This window comes from Aeromonas sp. s9 (assembly GCF_040907765.1).
In the GTDB taxonomy this organism is placed as follows: domain Bacteria; phylum Pseudomonadota; class Gammaproteobacteria; order Enterobacterales; family Aeromonadaceae; genus Aeromonas; species Aeromonas caviae.
In genome coordinates this window covers 43,033-58,379 of the sequence record NZ_JBFOCK010000068.1, presented here as the reverse complement: position 1 = coordinate 58,379, position 15,347 = coordinate 43,033, and the positions used below count along the sequence as shown (strand labels likewise).

The window sequence follows — 15,347 nt, the reverse complement described above, 5'->3', positions numbered from 1 at the left end:
CTTATTTGCCTCCTGTACGCAGACGGGGATCCAGGAAGACGTAGAGCACGTCGGCCAGGAAGTTGAAGCTGAGCATGGTGATGGTCATGATGAGCAGTTGCCCCTGGATGAGGGGGTAGTCACGGGCCAGGATGCCCTGATAGAGGGTCAGTCCCAGGCCGGGGTAGTTGAAGATCACCTCGGTGATGAGGGATCCGCCGATGACGAAACCGAGCGCCATGGAGAGGGCGGTGACGCTCGGCAGCACGGCGTTGCGGGCGCCGTAGTTGAAGATCACCCGGTTGCTGGAGAGCCCCTTGGCCTTGGCCATAGTGATGTAGTCCTCGCCCAGGAGGTTGATCATGTTGTTGCGCATGGTGATGAGAAAGCCCCCTACCTGCACCGCGGCCAGGGTGCCCACCGGCATGATGGCGTGCAGCAGGATGCTCTTGATGTGTTCCCAGCCAAAATCGGCGGGGATCTCGGGGCTGTAGGCGTAGCCGATGGGCAACCAGCCGAGGCTCACGCCGAACAGGAAGAGGGCGAGCAGGGAGACCACCACGGGGGGGATGGCCTGCATCACCAGGGTGAGCGGGGAGAGGATGCTGTCCATGCGTCCGCCCCGGTACCAGGCGGCGAAGATGCCGACGATGGAGCCGATGGAGAAGCTCAGAATGGTGGAGGTGCCCACCAGGAACAGGGTCCAGCCGATGGCGCGGCCGAGGACGTCGGCAACCGGTTGGGGGTAGTAGCGCACCGAGGTGCCGAGATCCCAGGTGAAGACGCTCTTCACATAGGTGAGAAACTGGGTGCCGATGGGGCCGTCCACGAAACCGAAGGTGGCTTTGAGGGCTTCCAGCGCGGCGGGTTCCATCATGGCGCCGGCCCGGGCAAACATGACGGAGACGGGGTCCCCCGGCATGGCTCTGGGTAGCAGGAAGTTGATGGTGGCGGCCACCAGGAAGGCGACCAGATAGAAGGAGAAGCGTCTAAGTATAAATCCCATGGTGATACCTTTTACTGCAAGCCTGCCCCGCGCCGGGCAAAGCTCCCCCAACCCCGGCAGGTGCGGGGGATGGAAGACATGGCGGGGAAGAGGGCCCCCCGCAGGGGGCCGGGGTGATTAGCTGTTTGGCTTGAGTGACAGCACGTGCAGCAGACGCTCCGGAGTGTCCGGGTGAACCTGCGGCTTGGCGACCGGGTTGTCGGCACTGAACCAGCCATTGAAGCGCTTGGTGCTGTATTCGTACCAGGTCGGGTTGTTGAACACCGGGATGATGGTCTGGTTGGCCCCGACACGCTCCTGGATGGCGAACATGATCTCCTTCTGCTTGGCCGCATCGGCGGTCTGGGTGAAGTCGTCGATCAGCTTGTCGAGCTCGGGATCCTTGTAGCGGGGCGCCGCGAAGCGGTTGCCGCGCTCACCCATGTTGCGGGAGTGGAAAGCGGTCTCGAAGTACTTGTGCGGGTTGGCACCGGCAAAGTAACCCTGCAGGGCGACGTCGAAGTCACCGGTGATCAGGGACTCGGTCCAGACGGTGGCTTCCGGGGTGGCGGTCTTGGCGTTCAGGCCCAGGGCCTGCAGGCCTTCGACCCCGATCTGGACGGTGTTGACCCAGTCGGTCCAGCCGTTCGGTACCAGCACCTTGAACTCGATCTTCTTGCAGCTCGGGGTGTCGAGGAACTTGTCGCCGTCACAGTCCTTGTAGCCCGCCTGTTTCAGCAGGGCCTTGGCCCCTTCCAGGTCGAACTTGTTGTACTTGCCGTACTTCTTCTCGACATCCGGGTTGTCCCAGGAGGCGAATGCCTTGCCAAGCCCTGACGGGTACTCGTTGACGGTGGGGTAGCCGTAGCCTGCGATGTCCACCATGGACTGGCGGTCCATGGCCATGGAGAAGGCGCGGCGGAAGTTGATGTCGTTGAAGGCTTCGTGGTTGCCCGGGTTCTTGCTCTGGAAGTTGACGTTGAACGCCACTGTGCCGGAGGCGGGGAACCAGTACTTGTTGTTCTTGGGATCGTTGCCGACGTAGAGGCGCTCGATGTCCGGCACGAAGGAGCCGAACCAGTCCACGTCACCCTTCATCACGGCGGCCAGTACCTGGTCGTTGGTGGCCATCTGCGGCATGCGCAGGCAGTCGATGGAGAGGCTGGCGTTGTCCCAGTAGTGCGGGTTGCGGCACTGGGTGTAGAGCTGGGCTGAGAAGTTGTCCACTTCGGTGAAGGGACCGGTCCCGACCGGCTTGTCGTTGGTGAAGGCCACCGGGTCTTTCACCGACTTCCACTGGTGCTCCGGCACGATGGGCACCAGCACCAGGTCGTTCACCACGTTGGTGTTGATCTCGGCCAGGTCGAATTTGACCTTGTGGTCACCCAGCTTCTCGACACCCTTGATCTGGGTCCAGATGGAGCGCTCGTCCAGCGCCTTGTTGGCCTTGACCAGGTTGAAGGAGAAGAGGATGTCGTCGGCGGTGAAGGCTTCACCATCGGACCACTTGACCCCTTCGCGCAGGTCGAAGGTGACGGATTTCAGATCATCGCTGAAGGCGTAGTGGGTGGCCAGACGATAGACGGGTTTGCCACCCTGCATATCGTTGAAGATCACCAGCGGCTCATAGATGAAGTGACGGGTGGTGTGGAGCAGACCCGCTTGCAGGAAGGGGTTGAAGTTCTTGACCCATGCGGTTTCCTGCTGGGCAACCAGGGTCAGCACCGTCTTGTTGTCGGCGGCCATGGCTGTGCCGGTGGCACCGGCGAGCAAAGTTCCCAGCATGACTGAGGTTGCGATTTTGGATACTTTGGCAAGCATATTTTTTCCTTTCTTATTGGTCTTCCATGGTTTTGGAATGGAGCACCGACATCGCATGCTTGGATACCGGCCCTCGCTGTTGGTCAGGTTTTGCACCCTTGTAGTTGTGTCGTCCAACGCCCTTAGAAAAGCAGAATTAACAGGAAAACAACAACTCTTCATTTCGTCGATATCGTAAAAATTGCACGGCGCACGTCATTATCGTCAAAATGCATTTTAAATCCTTTTAAATTATAAAGTTGCGTTAATTCTCACAAAGTAAAAAGTCTCATTGCCACTCCCTGTTACAACGATAATGTGAGCTGGATCGTGCTCGTTTTTTCCCCGTTGACACGGCTTATTTTTGCGCAGGAAACAAGCGGCTCATGTGGCAGGAGAGAAGTGTGCGCTGGTTCACGGGCGCGTGCGAAAAGAGCAAGGGGAGGGAGACCGGTGATGAGGGGTGGGACAGGGGATGACAGGGGGACATGCAAGAGCCTGACGGGCGGCGGACATTAAAAAAGCCAGTCGGTGAGACCGACTGGCTTTGAGGGGGAGTGGCGTGATTATTCCACCAGACTGGCCCAGAGGTCGTATTCGTCCGCCTCGTCGATGCGGACCTTGACCATGTCGCCGGGCTTGAGGCCGGTCTCGCCGTTCAGGTAGACCAGGCCGTCGATCTCGGGGGCATCGGCGGCGGAGCGGCCGGTGGCACCCTCTTCGTCCACCTCGTCGATCAGCACCAGCATCTCTTTGCCCACTTTACGGGCCAGCTTGCGGATGGAGACCTGCTGTTGCAGTTCCATGAAGCGCTGGAAGCGTTCTTCCTGCACCTCGGCCGGCACCGGATCCGGCAGCTCGTTGGCCTTGGCACCCTCGACCGGGCTGTATTTGAAGCAGCCAACCCTGTCCAGTTCCGCCTTGTCGATGAAGTCCAGCAGCATCTGGAACTCTTCCTCGGTCTCGCCGGGGAAGCCGACGATGAAGGTGGAGCGCAGGGTGATCTCGGGGCAGATCTCGCGCCACTTCTGGATCCGCTCCAGGGTGCGCTCGACGGAGCCGGGGCGCTTCATCAATTTGAGGATGCGCGGGCTGGCGTGCTGCAGCGGGATGTCGAGGTAGGGGAGGATTTTGCCGTCGCGCATCAGGGGGATGACGTCATCCACGTGGGGGTACGGGTAGACGTAGTGCAGGCGCACCCACATGCCGAGCTTGGCCAGCTCTTCGCACAGGGCCACCATGCTGGTCTTGACCGGCATGCCGTCGTAGAAACCGGTGCGGTGCTTGACGTCCACGCCGTAGGCGGAGGTGTCCTGGGAGATCACCAGGATCTCCTTCACGCCAGCCTCTTTCAGGCGCTTGGCCTCGGCCAGTACCTCGCCGATGGGGCGGCTCACCAGATCCCCGCGCATGGAGGGAATGATGCAGAAGGTGCAGCGGTGGTTGCAGCCTTCGGAAATCTTGAGATAGGCGTAGTGGCGCGGGGTCAGCTTGACGCCCTGGGCCGGCACCAGGCTGGTGAAGGGGTTGTGGGTGGGTTTTTCCACGTATTTGTGGACGTGGCCCAGCACCTCTTCATAGGCGTGGGGACCGGTTATTTCGAGCACCTTGGGGTGGATCTCGCGGATCTGGTTCTCTTTGGCGCCGAGGCAACCGGTGACGATCACCTTGCCGTTTTCGGCCAGGGCCTCGCCGATGGCTTCCAGGGACTCCTGTACCGCGCTGTCGATGAAGCCGCAGGTGTTGACCACCACCAGCTCCGCATCGTCATAGCTGGGCACCACGTCGTACCCTTCGGTACGCAGCTGGGTCAGGATGCGTTCGGAATCGACCAGGTTTTTGGGGCAACCCAAGGAGACGAATCCTACTTTGGGGGCCTGTTTTGTGTTGGACATCGCTCAATCACTCTTAGGTGGCTCTTATTCAAGGGCGCGGATTTTACCGGAATGGCTAACCAAAAACTATACAGCCGACACGTCGGAAGCGAACAATCTCTTTGCCCGGGGAAGCGGGGTGGGGCGGCGTGACATGACCACGGGCAGGGAGGGGGCCGTCGCCAGTGCGGGCGGGATCACGATCCCTGTGCGCCGTCACCATTTGGCAGGAGGGGCAAAACGGGTGTCACTATACTCCCAACAGGCCTATCAGAAGGATGTGCGGGATGGAGAGTTCATTTGGTGAGAAAGTGCAGAACGTGCACGCCCCCCTCAGGCAGCGCTTTGACAAGTTGAGCCGGGTAGCGATCGCCATCTACGACCCGCAGACGGACCAGCTCAAGACCTTTGCCCACAGCACGGACGGGGGCTCGCCGCTGTTGCAGTACGAGGTCAGGCTGAGCGAGGTGCCTTCCCTGCGCTACCTGGCCGAGCACCAGCGGCCCAGGGTGCTCGACACCCTGGATTCCCTGCTGGGCTCCCCCTCCGAGCACAGCCGAAAAGTGCTGGCGGCCGGTTACGCGTCGAGCTATACCGAGCCGCTGCTGCTCAACAGTCGCTTGTTCGGCTTTCTGTTTTGCGATGCCAAAGAGCCCGGTTACTTCGATGGCGCTATTTGCGGTGAGCTGGCGGCCTATGCCCAGATCCTGGCGGCCATCATCGCGGTGGAGTTCTTCTCCATCCAGACCCTGAACGGGGCCCTGACCACGGTGCGGGAGTTCAGCCGCTACCGGGACGAGGAGACCGCCAATCACCTGCACCGCATGTCGGCCTATTCGCGGCTCATCGCCCGGGAGGTGGCGGCCCATTACCCCTTGAGTGACGAGGAGGTGGAGTTCATTCACCTCTTCTCCGAGCTGCATGATATCGGCAAGATTGCGGTGCCCGACGCCATCCTGCTCAAGCCGGGCAAGCTCACGGCCGAGGAGTACGGGGTGATGAAGACCCACCCCTTCAAGGGGCGGGAGATGATCGCCCTGATGATCCGCGAGTTCGGCCTGGACGGCATCCATCACACCGACATGCTGAAGAACATCATCGCCTACCACCACGAGCGTTTCGACGGTCAGGGTTACCCGGAAGGACTGGCGGGGGAGGCGATCCCCCTGGAAGCCCGCATCGTTGCGGTGGCGGATGTGTTTGACGCCCTTACCAGCGAGCGTCCCTACAAGCAGGCCTGGCCCCTCGAAACGGCCTTTGAATACCTCAAGACCCATGCCGGCAGCCAGTTCGACCCTGTCTGCGTCGCGGCGGCGCTGCAAAGCCGGGAGGCGTTTTGTGCCATCCATCGGCAATATCGGGATCCCGTGATCACCTGATTGCGCCCCTCTCTCCTCCCCGGTTTCTCCCGGATTCCCCAGGCCCCGTCATCTGATGGCGGGGCCCTGGGGCCCTCTCGTTTCATCGCCTTTTGGTGCATCCGGCGCCGGGGGTTGTTCTGCGGCATTGCGGCGGGGCAGGGCGCCGCAGTGAGCGGGGCGGCCAACGGGAGGATTGTCCGGGGTAAGGTCATAAGAGTGCCTTATAAAGAGAGGCCAGATATTAGCCGTATGACTGACATGAGGCCGCTGGCGGGCACGACATGGCCGGGGCGGCGCCTCTGGCGGCCCGTCCCGTCGCGATGTGGGCTCGGTGGTGACACTTTGATCATTTCAATAATTCTTGTATAGTTGAAATAAAGCATCCAAGGGGGGAGACCCATGAACAAAGAGACGGCCACCAAGGTCTTTGAATCGCTGGCTTCCGGGATCCGGCTCGAGGTGTGGCGGCTGCTGGTCAAGGCCGGGCTGGAGGGGCGGGTCGCGGGGGAGCTGGCCGGCGAGCTCGACATCGCCCCCAATACCCTCTCGTTTCACCTCAAGGGGATGCTCAACGCCGGGTTGCTGTCGGTGGAGCAGGAGGGGCGCTTTCTGCGCTATCGCGCCAACATCCCCCTGATGCTGGGGGTGATCGCCTACCTCACCGAGGAGTGCTGCGCCGGTCATCCCGAGGCGTGCGGCCTGCTGCCCGCCGGGCCCGGCAGCGCTTCCCGCGCCGAGGGGTCGTCGCCCTGCTGCGGCGAGTCGTAACGGGCCAGGGCTGTCTATGCCCATGTGCCGTGTCATTCATCTATTCAACCTGGGGTGCGAGCGTGGATCGCACCGGGAGTCATCATGTCTGCAAGCTGTGAGGCCAAGGCAGCCCCTGCCATCGGCTTTTTTGAACGTTATCTGACCGCCTGGGTCGCCCTCTGCATCCTGGTGGGCATTGGTCTGGGGCAGGGGTTGCCGAGCCTCTTCAAGGCCATCGGCGCCATGGAGGTGGCCAGGGTCAACCTGCCGGTGGGGCTGCTTATCTGGGTGATGATCATCCCCATGCTGCTCAAGATAGATTTTGGCGCCCTGCACCAGGTGAAGGGGCACCTCAAGGGAATCGGGGTCACCCTCTTCATCAACTGGTTGGTCAAGCCCTTCTCCATGGCCTTCCTCGGCTGGCTCTTCATCCGCGTGCTGTTTGCCGACTGGCTGCCGGCGGATCAGCTGGACAGCTACGTGGCGGGTCTCATCCTGCTGGCGGCGGCCCCCTGCACCGCCATGGTGTTTGTCTGGAGTCGCCTCACCAACGGCGATCCCTACTTCACCCTGTCGCAGGTGGCGGTGAACGACCTCATCATGGTGTTTGCCTTTGCCCCGCTGGTGGCGCTGCTGCTCGGGGTCTCCAGCATAGTCGTGCCCTGGGATACCCTGCTCACCTCGGTGGTGCTCTACATCGTCATCCCTGTCATCCTCGCCCAGCTGCTGCGCAAGGCCTTGCTGAGAAAGGGGCAGGCTCATTTTGACGGCGTCATGACCCGCATCCAGCCCTGGTCGGTGGCGGCCCTGCTGCTCACCCTGGTGCTGCTGTTCGCCTTCCAGGGCAACGCCATCATGGAGCAGCCGCTGGTCATCGCCCTCCTGGCGGTGCCCATCCTGATCCAGGTGCTGTTCAACTCCGGGCTCGCCTACTGGCTCAACCGCAAGGTGGGGGAGAAGCACTCGGTGGCCTGCCCTTCCGCCCTGATCGGGGCCTCCAACTTCTTCGAGCTGGCGGTGGCCGCCGCCATCAGTCTGTTCGGCTTTCACTCCGGCGCGGCGCTCGCCACCGTGGTCGGGGTGCTCATCGAGGTGCCGGTCATGCTGCTGGTGGTGCGCATCGTCAACGCCAGCAAACCCTGGTACGAAGCGGGGCTAAGGCGCTAACGGATGGCGGCTAACCCATTTCTATTCACTTGAGTCATGAGAGACAGGCAAATGAGTGCAATCACCCTCTATCACAACCCGGAGTGCGGTACCTCCCGCAACACCCTGGAGCTTATTCGCAACAGCGGTGTGGAGCCCACCATCATTCACTATCTGGAGACGCCCCCCTCCCGCGACGAGCTGGTGGCCCTGATCGCCGCCATGGGCATGCCGGTGCGCGATCTGCTGCGCAAGAACGTGCCCCCCTACGAGGCGCTGGGACTGGCAGAAGATCGCTTCAGCGATGACGAACTGATCGATGCCATGCTGGCCCACCCCATCCTCATCAACCGGCCCATCGTGGTCACCCCCCTCGGCACCCGGCTGTGCCGCCCGTCGGAGGTGGTGCTCGATATCCTGCCCGACCCGCAGCAAGGGGCCTTTGCCAAGGAGGATGGCGAGCAGGTGGTGGACGGCCAGGGCAAACGGCTTCGTTGAGCCCCTGCGCGTCAGCGTCTGACCCGCGCCGGGGGGATGCCCTTAACGGGCAGGCGCCAGATCTGCTACTGTGACCTTCGACTCATCACAGAGGGTGGAAACAATGAAGATTCGATTCCTGGTGATAGCCACGGCACTGGCGCTGGCCTCGACCCCCGGTCTGGCCGACTGGGCAAAGCTGAAGGAGGCCGCCTCCGAACTCGGTACCGCGGTGAGCGATACCAGCAAGGAGGCGTGGAAGGGGATCACCGATTTTTCCAAGGAGACCTGGGAGTCGGTGTCCAGCTGGGGGGCCGAAGCCTACAACAAGGCGGGGGCCTGGACGGCAGAGAGCGCGGCCACCGGCAAGGAGTGGCTGACCGCCGCCGACAAGAAGCTCGACACCATGCTCGAGCCCAAGACCCCGGAGGAGGCGAGAACCGCCCTCGATACCATGGCCGATACCGCCCTGGTGCGGCTGTTCAACGAGCAGCCCTCGGCCAAGTTGCTGTTTGACAAGGCTTATGGCTATGCGGTGTTCGACTCGCGCAAGTTCTCCCTGATGATCCATACCAATCAGGGGGCCGGGGTCGCCGTCAATCGCACCAGTGGCAAGCACACCTACATGAAGATGTTCGGTGCCGGTCTTGCGGCCGGGATCGGCGGCAAGTTCTACCAGCAGGTGATCCTGTTCGAGGACAAGGCGAGGTTCGATGCCTTCGTCAGCAAGGGGTGGGAAGCCACCTCCGAGGTGGGCGCCGTGGCGGGCAAGGAGAGCGCCGAGCTCACCGCCAAATACAATGGCGGCATGGCCATCTACCAGATTGGCGAGAAGGGGCTGTTGCTTGACGCCAACATCTCGGGCTCCAAGTACTGGCTGGATGATGACCTGAACAAGTGATCCCTGCCGATCTGACTCGTTTTTTCTTGGAGGAGATCGAGGTGCACTCTGTTTAATTGTCGGGACTTGCAGTAAAAAGAGGGCCTTGGGCCCTCTTTTTCATGGGCGCCGCACAGAGTCCAGCGACAAGGAGAGCAAGATGACCCATGAGGCCGAACAGGAGCGGATGGCTGCCCACCGCCGGGAGTGGGACAAGCAGAGCATCTATCTGCGCCTGCAGGAGGGGATCCCGGCCGCGTTCTGGGTCTGGGGGGATCTGGTGGCACCGCTCGAACCCTGCCTGACACAGAGTGATCAGGGGGCATCCTTCGGTTGGGGGGAGGCCGACGAGGCCTGCCTGGCGCTTTCCCATGCCATCATCGCCAGGCTGGTGAGCGTGGGGCTGGTGGCCCCCGAGCAGGCGGGGGAGAAGGCCCGCTACCTGCGCGACGAGGTGCTGGCCAAGCTGCCTGCAGGCGAGCACTACGATCTGCACCTGAGTTACCTGCGGCTGCTGCTGGGCGATCCCCCCGGATCTGCGACCTGATCCCCGGATGGCCGGTGCCCGCCGGCCTGATCGCGCCCCGCTTTTATCCCTGATCTCGAGATCTCGCTCTGGTTGGCACCTTTATTGCTTCAAGCCAGTCAGTGTCAATGATTTGTCTGGGAAGGGAAGATGGAAATTAGCGCAAGCAGCCTGATGCAAGAGATGCAGGCCCTCAAGGTGGAAGCCGGTGCCACGCCGTTGACCCAGCCCGGTCGTCCGGTCAGCTCGGATTTCGGCCAGATGCTGCAACAGGCCCTGGACAACGTCAACGAGTTGCAGGGCACCGCCAACGATCTGCGTACCCGCTTCGATCTCGGCGACAAGTCGGTGGATCTCTCCCAGGTGATGATCGCCGGCCAGAAATCCTCCATCGCCTTCGAGGCGACGGTGCAGGTGCGCAACAAGATGGTCGATGCCTACAAGACCATCATGAACATGCCGGTGTAACTCGGGCCCATGGCGACCGAGCATCATGAAGATGTCAGCAACAAGGACATAAACCGTGGCAACTGATCAAAACGGCGATTTGCTGATCAACAACGAGGGGGCGGCCGCCCTCGACGAGCACGAGCAGAAGAGCTCGGCGCTGGGCTTCCTGTCCAACACCGATGTGTTGCGCCAGATCACCCTGATCCTGGGGCTGACCATCTGTCTGGCCATCGCCGTCTTCATCCTCTTGTGGGGCAAGGAGCCGGAGATGCGTCCCCTCGGCACCTTCACCACCCAGGAGCTGGTCTCCACCCTGGATTACCTGGATCAGCAGAAGATCCCCTATCAGGTGGATGGCAAGAGCGTGCTGGTCAGTGCTGAAAACTATGCGGACATCCGGTTGCGCCTGACCCGCGCCGGTCTGGCCAACAACAGCGACGCCAGCAACGACGGCGAAGCCATCCTGCTCAAGGACTCCAGCTTCGGCGTCAGCCAGCGCATGGAGAGCGAGCGCCTGAAACTGAGCCGCGAGCGCCAGTTGGCGAGCGCCATCGAGCAGTTCCAGAACGTCGCCAAGGCCCAGGTGCTGCTGGCTATCCCGAAAGACAACGTGTTCGCCCGCAACGAACGCAAGCCCAGCGCCACCGTGGTCCTGAGCCTCAAGGGCAACGCCCTGGGCCAGGGTGAGGTGGACTCCATCGTCGACATGGTCGCCTCCGCCGTTCACGGTCTGGAGCCGACCCGCGTCACCGTGACCGACCAGAACGGTCGCCTGCTCAACTCCGGCTCCCAGGATCCCCTCTCTGCCCAGACCCGCAAGGAGTTTGCGATGCAGCAGAAGCAGGAGCTCGAATACAAACAAAAAATTGACGCCATCCTGATCCCGGTGCTGGGGGCCGACAACTATACGGCAGAGGTGGATCTCTCCCTCGACTTCTCCCAGCAGGAACAGACCCGCAAGACCTACAACCCGGACCTGCCGGCGGTGCGCTCCGAAATGACCATGGAAGAGAACAGCGCCAGCGGCAGCAACGGCGGGGTACCCGGCGCCCTCTCCAACCAGCCGCCCGCTGCGTCCAACATTCCCGAGCAGGCAGCCGGCGGGGAAGGAACCGCCTCTTCCGGCCGTTCCCGCAAGGAAGCGACCCGCAACTTCGAACTGGACACCACCGTCAGCCACATCCGGCGCCAGCAGGGCGGCATTCGCCGCATGACAGTGTCGGTGGCGGTGGATTACAAGGCCATCCCCGGTGCCGACGGTGCCGTGACCCGGGAAGCCCGCAGCCAGGCCGAACTCGATACCCTGCGCCGTCTGCTGAGCGGCGGTCTGGGCTTTGACGTGACCCGGGGGGATACCCTGGAGGTGGTCGCCATTCCGTTCAACCGCCCGGAACTCGAGACCGTGGCCGACATTCCCCTCTACGAGCAGCCCTGGTTCTGGCGCGCAGTGCGCATCGCCGCCTCCGTGCTGGTCATCATAGTGCTCATCGTCACCGTGGTGCGGCCCATGCTCAAGCGCCTGCTCTACCCGGACGCCAAGCCGGAAGGGGAGCTGGACTTCGACAACCACACCGTGCTGGGTGGCGATGACGAACTGAGCCTGCTGGCCGCCCAGGCCGAGGCCGAACCGGTGTTCGGTCTGCGGGATGGTCAGCTCAAGCTGCCTGACCTGCACCGTGACGAGGATCTGCTCAAGGCCGTGCGCGCCCTGGTAGCGAACGAACCTGACCTGGCCGCCCAGGTCATCAAAGAATGGGTAACCAAAGATGCCTGAAGAGAATAAAAGCCAGGTCACCGGCAACGACATCACCGAAAGCCAGCGTCTGATCCTGGATCAGATGGGGGGCATGGAGATGGCGGCGGTACTGATGCTGAGCCTCAACGAGGAGGACGCGGCCCAGATCTTCCGCCACCTCGAGCCCAAGCAGGTGCAGCGGCTCGGCATGTCCATGGCCTCCATGTCGGATTTCAGCCACGATCGGGTGGCGGCGGTGCATCGTCAATTTATCGACGACATCCAGAAGTACACCAACATCGGCATCGGCAGTGAAGACTTCGTGCGCAAGGCCCTGGTGGCGGCGCTCGGGGAGGACAAGGCCAGCAACCTGGTGGATCAAATCATCCTGGGATCAGGCGCCCGTGGCCTCGACTCCCTCAAGTGGATGGATGCCCGCCAGGTGGCCAGCATCATCCAGAACGAGCACCCGCAGATCCAGACCATCGTCCTCTCCTATCTGGAGCCGGAGCAGTCCGCCGAGATCCTGAGCCAGTTCCCGGAGCAGGTGCGCCTGGATCTGGTGATGCGCATCGCCAACCTCGAAGAGGTGCAACCGGCGGCGCTGCAGGAGCTCAACGACATCATGGAGAAACAGTTCGCCGGTGCGGCCGGTGCCCAGGCGGCCAAGATGGGCGGCCTGAAGGCGGCGGCCAACATCATGAACTACCTGGACACCAACATCGAAGGGCAGCTGATGGACTCCATCCGCGAGTCGGACGAGGAGATGAGCCAGCAGATCCAGGATCTGATGTTCGTGTTCGAAAACCTCATCGACGTGGACGATCGGGGCATCCAGACCCTGTTGCGGGAAGTGCCCGGGGATCTGCTGCAACGGGCCCTCAAGGGGTCGGACGACCAGATGCGGGAAAAAGTATTCAAGAACATGTCCAAGCGGGCCGCCGAGATGCTGGCGGACGACCTCGAGGCCATGGGGCCGATCCGGGTCTCCGAGGTGGAGGCCGCCCAGAAGGAGATCCTCTCCACGGCGCGCCGCCTGGCGGATGCGGGCGAGATCATGCTGGGGGCGGGTGGTGGCGAAGAGTTCCTCTAAGCCATGGGCCATGGAATGTGCGATGATGTCGGCCCCTGTACCCGGCCCTCGATAGGAGTCTCTTCGGCACATGAATGACAAGAACAGCAAACTGCGCGGCTATCTGAGGCCCGAGTCCGACACGGCGCAGATTGAGACCTGGGGCTGGCCAGAGATGGAGACCGAAGCCGAGGTCGAGACCAATGCTCTGGGGCTGGCTCCTGACTGGTATCGTCAGGAGCAGGCCGATGCGGCCCTGCCGGAAGAACAACCCGAAGAACCCGCCCCCAGCATCACCGCCGAAGAGGTGGAGGCGATTCGTCAGGCCGCCTGGGAAGAGGGGATGCGCGATGGGCGCGAGGCCGGTTTTGCCAAGGGGCTGGAAGAGGGCAAGCTCGAAGGCTTGCAGCAGGGCCACCAGGCCGGGCTGGAGCAGGGCAGGGAAGAGGGACTCGCCATGGGGCGGGAGCAGGTGGAGCTGGAGATAGCCCGCTGGCAAGCCCTGGTCTCACGCCTGGCCACTCCCCTTGGCGAGATGGACGAGGCGGTGGAGCAGCAGCTCATCGCCCTGGTGCAACAGCTCGCCCGCGCCCTCATCCGCCATGAGGCGCAAACTTCCCCCACGCTGCTGCTGGAGGCCCTCAAGCAGGGGCTGGCCCTGCTCCCTGCCGCCGAGCAGGGGGTCACCCTGATGCTGCACCCGGAGGATGTGACCCGGGTAGAGGCCGCCTTTGGCGCCGAGGAGTGCGCCAGGCGCCACTGGCGGCTGCAAAGCGAGCCCACCTTCTCCCCCGGCGATCTGCAACTGGCCACCGAGCTTTCCAGCATCGATCTCACCCTCTGTGGGCGCATCGATCAGCTGCTGCGCAATTTCCTGCGTGACAACGCGAGCTGAGCCATGGCCCGGTTCGAACCCGTCGTGCAGCGCCCTGCTGACGGCATCATCAGGCACTCATCGTCGGAGGCGACATGACGGCACCCCTTCTTGATCGGCTTAAAGGCTACCGGGTTCGCGAGCAGGCCCCCATACCGCCGGTGGCGGGCAAGCTCACCCGGGTGGTGGGGTTGACCCTGGAAGCCATCGGCTGCCGCGCCGCCATCGGTTCCCTGTGCCGCATCGATACCCAGGATGGGGCCCTGGAGGCCGAGGTGGTGGGGTTTGCCGGGGATCGCCTGTTCTTGATGCCGAGCGAGCAGCTCAAGGGGGTTATTCCCGGCGCCCGGGTGGTGCCCGTCACCGAAGATCACGGCATTCCGGTGGGCATGAGTCTGCTTGGCCGGGTCATCGACGGCATCGGCCAGCCCCTTGACGGGCTCGGCCCCATCCTCTCGTCCCAGACGGTGCAGTTCGCCCAGCACCGCATCAATCCCCTGGCCCGTCGCCCCATCCATCAACCCATGGACGTGGGGGTACGGGCCATCAATGCCGTGCTCACCGTGGGCCGGGGTCAGCGCATGGGGCTGTTCGCCGGATCCGGTGTCGGCAAATCCGTGCTGCTTGGCATGATGACCCGGGGCTCGGTGGCGGATGTTGTCGTGGTGGGCCTCATCGGCGAGCGGGGCCGGGAGGTGAAGGAGTTCATCGAGGAGATCCTCGGCGCCGAGGGGCGCGAGCGCGCCGTGGTGGTGGCCGCCCCTGCCGATGCCTCGCCGCTGATGCGCCTCAAGGGGTGCGAGACGGCGCTCGCCATCGCCGAGTATTTCCGCGAGCAGGGGCTCAACGTGCTGCTGCTGATGGACTCCCTCACCCGCTACGCCCAGGCACAGCGGGAAATTGCACTGGCGGTGGGGGAGCCGCCGGCCACCAAGGGCTATCCCCCCTCGGTGTTTGCCAAATTGCCGGCGCTGGTGGAGCGGGCCGGCAACGGCAGCGACGGCCAGGGCTCCATCACCGCCTTTTTCACTGTGCTGACGGAGGGGGACGATCTGCAGGATCCCATCGCCGACGCGGCCCGGGCGATCCTCGATGGCCACATCGTGCTGGCGCGGGAGCTGGCGGATGCGGGCCACTATCCGGCCATCGACATCGAAAAATCCATCAGCCGGGTCATGCCCATGGTGACCTCACCGGAGCACATGGAGCTGGCGCGCACCTTCAAGCAGTTCTACTCCCTCTACCAGCAGAACCGGGATCTCATCACCATCGGCGCCTACAGCCAGGGATCGGATCCGCGCATCGACCGGGCCATCATCCAGAAACCCTATCTGGACCAGTTCTTGCAGCAGAAAATGCGCGAGGTCATTCACTACGATGAAGGCCTGCAATCCCTGCAACTGGTGGCCATGCCCCTGATGCGTTGACCGGTGGAGAG

The 15,347-nt window shown here is 62.9% G+C and carries 14 protein-coding genes; 11 read left to right on the top strand and 3 right to left on the bottom strand.

Translation table 11 applies throughout. The features are described from left to right. Position 1 precedes the first annotated feature (1 nt). The 3 genes from AB5Y54_RS13675 to rimO all read right to left on the bottom strand — a co-directional run bounded on the left by AB5Y54_RS13675 (position 2) and on the right by rimO (position 4,659). Positions 2-985 carry an ABC transporter permease gene (locus tag AB5Y54_RS13675; protein ID WP_010673905.1) on the bottom strand — a complete coding sequence of 328 codons (984 nt, stop codon included), beginning with the start codon at positions 983-985 and terminating at the stop codon, positions 2-4. 117 nt (positions 986-1,102) lie between these two features. Continuing rightward, positions 1,103-2,785: an ABC transporter substrate-binding protein gene (locus AB5Y54_RS13670; RefSeq protein ID WP_010673906.1), complete on the bottom strand. Its 1,683-nt coding sequence runs from the start codon at positions 2,783-2,785 to the stop codon at positions 1,103-1,105. A gap of 545 nt (positions 2,786-3,330) precedes the next feature. Then, complete coding sequence (rimO, locus tag AB5Y54_RS13665) at positions 3,331-4,659, bottom strand: 30S ribosomal protein S12 methylthiotransferase RimO (protein WP_010673908.1); 1,329 nt, start codon at positions 4,657-4,659, stop codon at positions 3,331-3,333. 266 nt (positions 4,660-4,925) lie between these two features. On the opposite strand from rimO, the gene AB5Y54_RS13660 reads away from it, so the two are divergent. From AB5Y54_RS13660 to fliI, 11 genes are all read left to right on the top strand, one after another. After that, positions 4,926-6,017: an HD domain-containing phosphohydrolase gene (locus AB5Y54_RS13660; RefSeq protein WP_010673909.1), complete on the top strand. Its 1,092-nt coding sequence runs from the start codon at positions 4,926-4,928 to the stop codon at positions 6,015-6,017. A gap of 381 nt (positions 6,018-6,398) precedes the next feature. Then, positions 6,399-6,767 carry a helix-turn-helix transcriptional regulator gene (locus tag AB5Y54_RS13655; protein WP_039039917.1) on the top strand — a complete coding sequence of 123 codons (369 nt, stop codon included), beginning with the start codon at positions 6,399-6,401 and terminating at the stop codon, positions 6,765-6,767. A gap of 84 nt (positions 6,768-6,851) precedes the next feature. After that, positions 6,852-7,916 (top strand): ACR3 family arsenite efflux transporter, encoded by a 1,065-nt coding sequence (gene arsB / locus AB5Y54_RS13650; protein WP_042017753.1) that lies wholly within the window; start codon positions 6,852-6,854, stop codon positions 7,914-7,916. A 51-nt stretch (positions 7,917-7,967) separates the two neighbouring features. After that, the gene (gene arsC / locus AB5Y54_RS13645) at positions 7,968-8,393 is read left to right on the top strand and encodes a glutaredoxin-dependent arsenate reductase (protein ID WP_134996655.1); all 426 of its coding nucleotides are present in this window, start codon (positions 7,968-7,970) and stop codon (positions 8,391-8,393) included. Between the two features lie 103 nt (positions 8,394-8,496). Continuing rightward, positions 8,497-9,273, top strand: coding sequence for a lipoprotein (locus tag AB5Y54_RS13640; protein ID WP_041212621.1), 777 nt, complete (start codon positions 8,497-8,499; stop codon positions 9,271-9,273). A gap of 139 nt (positions 9,274-9,412) precedes the next feature. Continuing rightward, a complete protein-coding gene (locus tag AB5Y54_RS13635; protein ID WP_134996656.1) occupies positions 9,413-9,799 on the top strand; it encodes a hypothetical protein in 387 nt (128 codons plus the stop codon). Between the two features lie 129 nt (positions 9,800-9,928). Next, positions 9,929-10,246 (top strand): flagellar hook-basal body complex protein FliE, encoded by a 318-nt coding sequence (gene fliE, locus AB5Y54_RS13630; protein WP_029314161.1) that lies wholly within the window; start codon positions 9,929-9,931, stop codon positions 10,244-10,246. Between the two features lie 55 nt (positions 10,247-10,301). Then, positions 10,302-12,002: a flagellar basal-body MS-ring/collar protein FliF gene (fliF, locus tag AB5Y54_RS13625; RefSeq protein ID WP_041212623.1), complete on the top strand. Its 1,701-nt coding sequence runs from the start codon at positions 10,302-10,304 to the stop codon at positions 12,000-12,002. Further along, a complete protein-coding gene (gene fliG / locus AB5Y54_RS13620) occupies positions 11,995-13,056 on the top strand; it encodes a flagellar motor switch protein FliG (protein ID WP_010673917.1) in 1,062 nt (353 codons plus the stop codon). Before fliF ends, fliG begins: the two co-directional genes overlap by 8 nt. A gap of 70 nt (positions 13,057-13,126) precedes the next feature. Beyond that, positions 13,127-13,930: a flagellar assembly protein FliH gene (gene fliH / locus AB5Y54_RS13615; RefSeq protein WP_010673918.1), complete on the top strand. Its 804-nt coding sequence runs from the start codon at positions 13,127-13,129 to the stop codon at positions 13,928-13,930. Positions 13,931-14,004: 74 nt separating this feature from the next. Next, positions 14,005-15,336: a flagellar protein export ATPase FliI gene (fliI, locus tag AB5Y54_RS13610; protein WP_029314163.1), complete on the top strand. Its 1,332-nt coding sequence runs from the start codon at positions 14,005-14,007 to the stop codon at positions 15,334-15,336. The last annotated feature ends 11 nt before the right edge of the window (positions 15,337-15,347 follow it).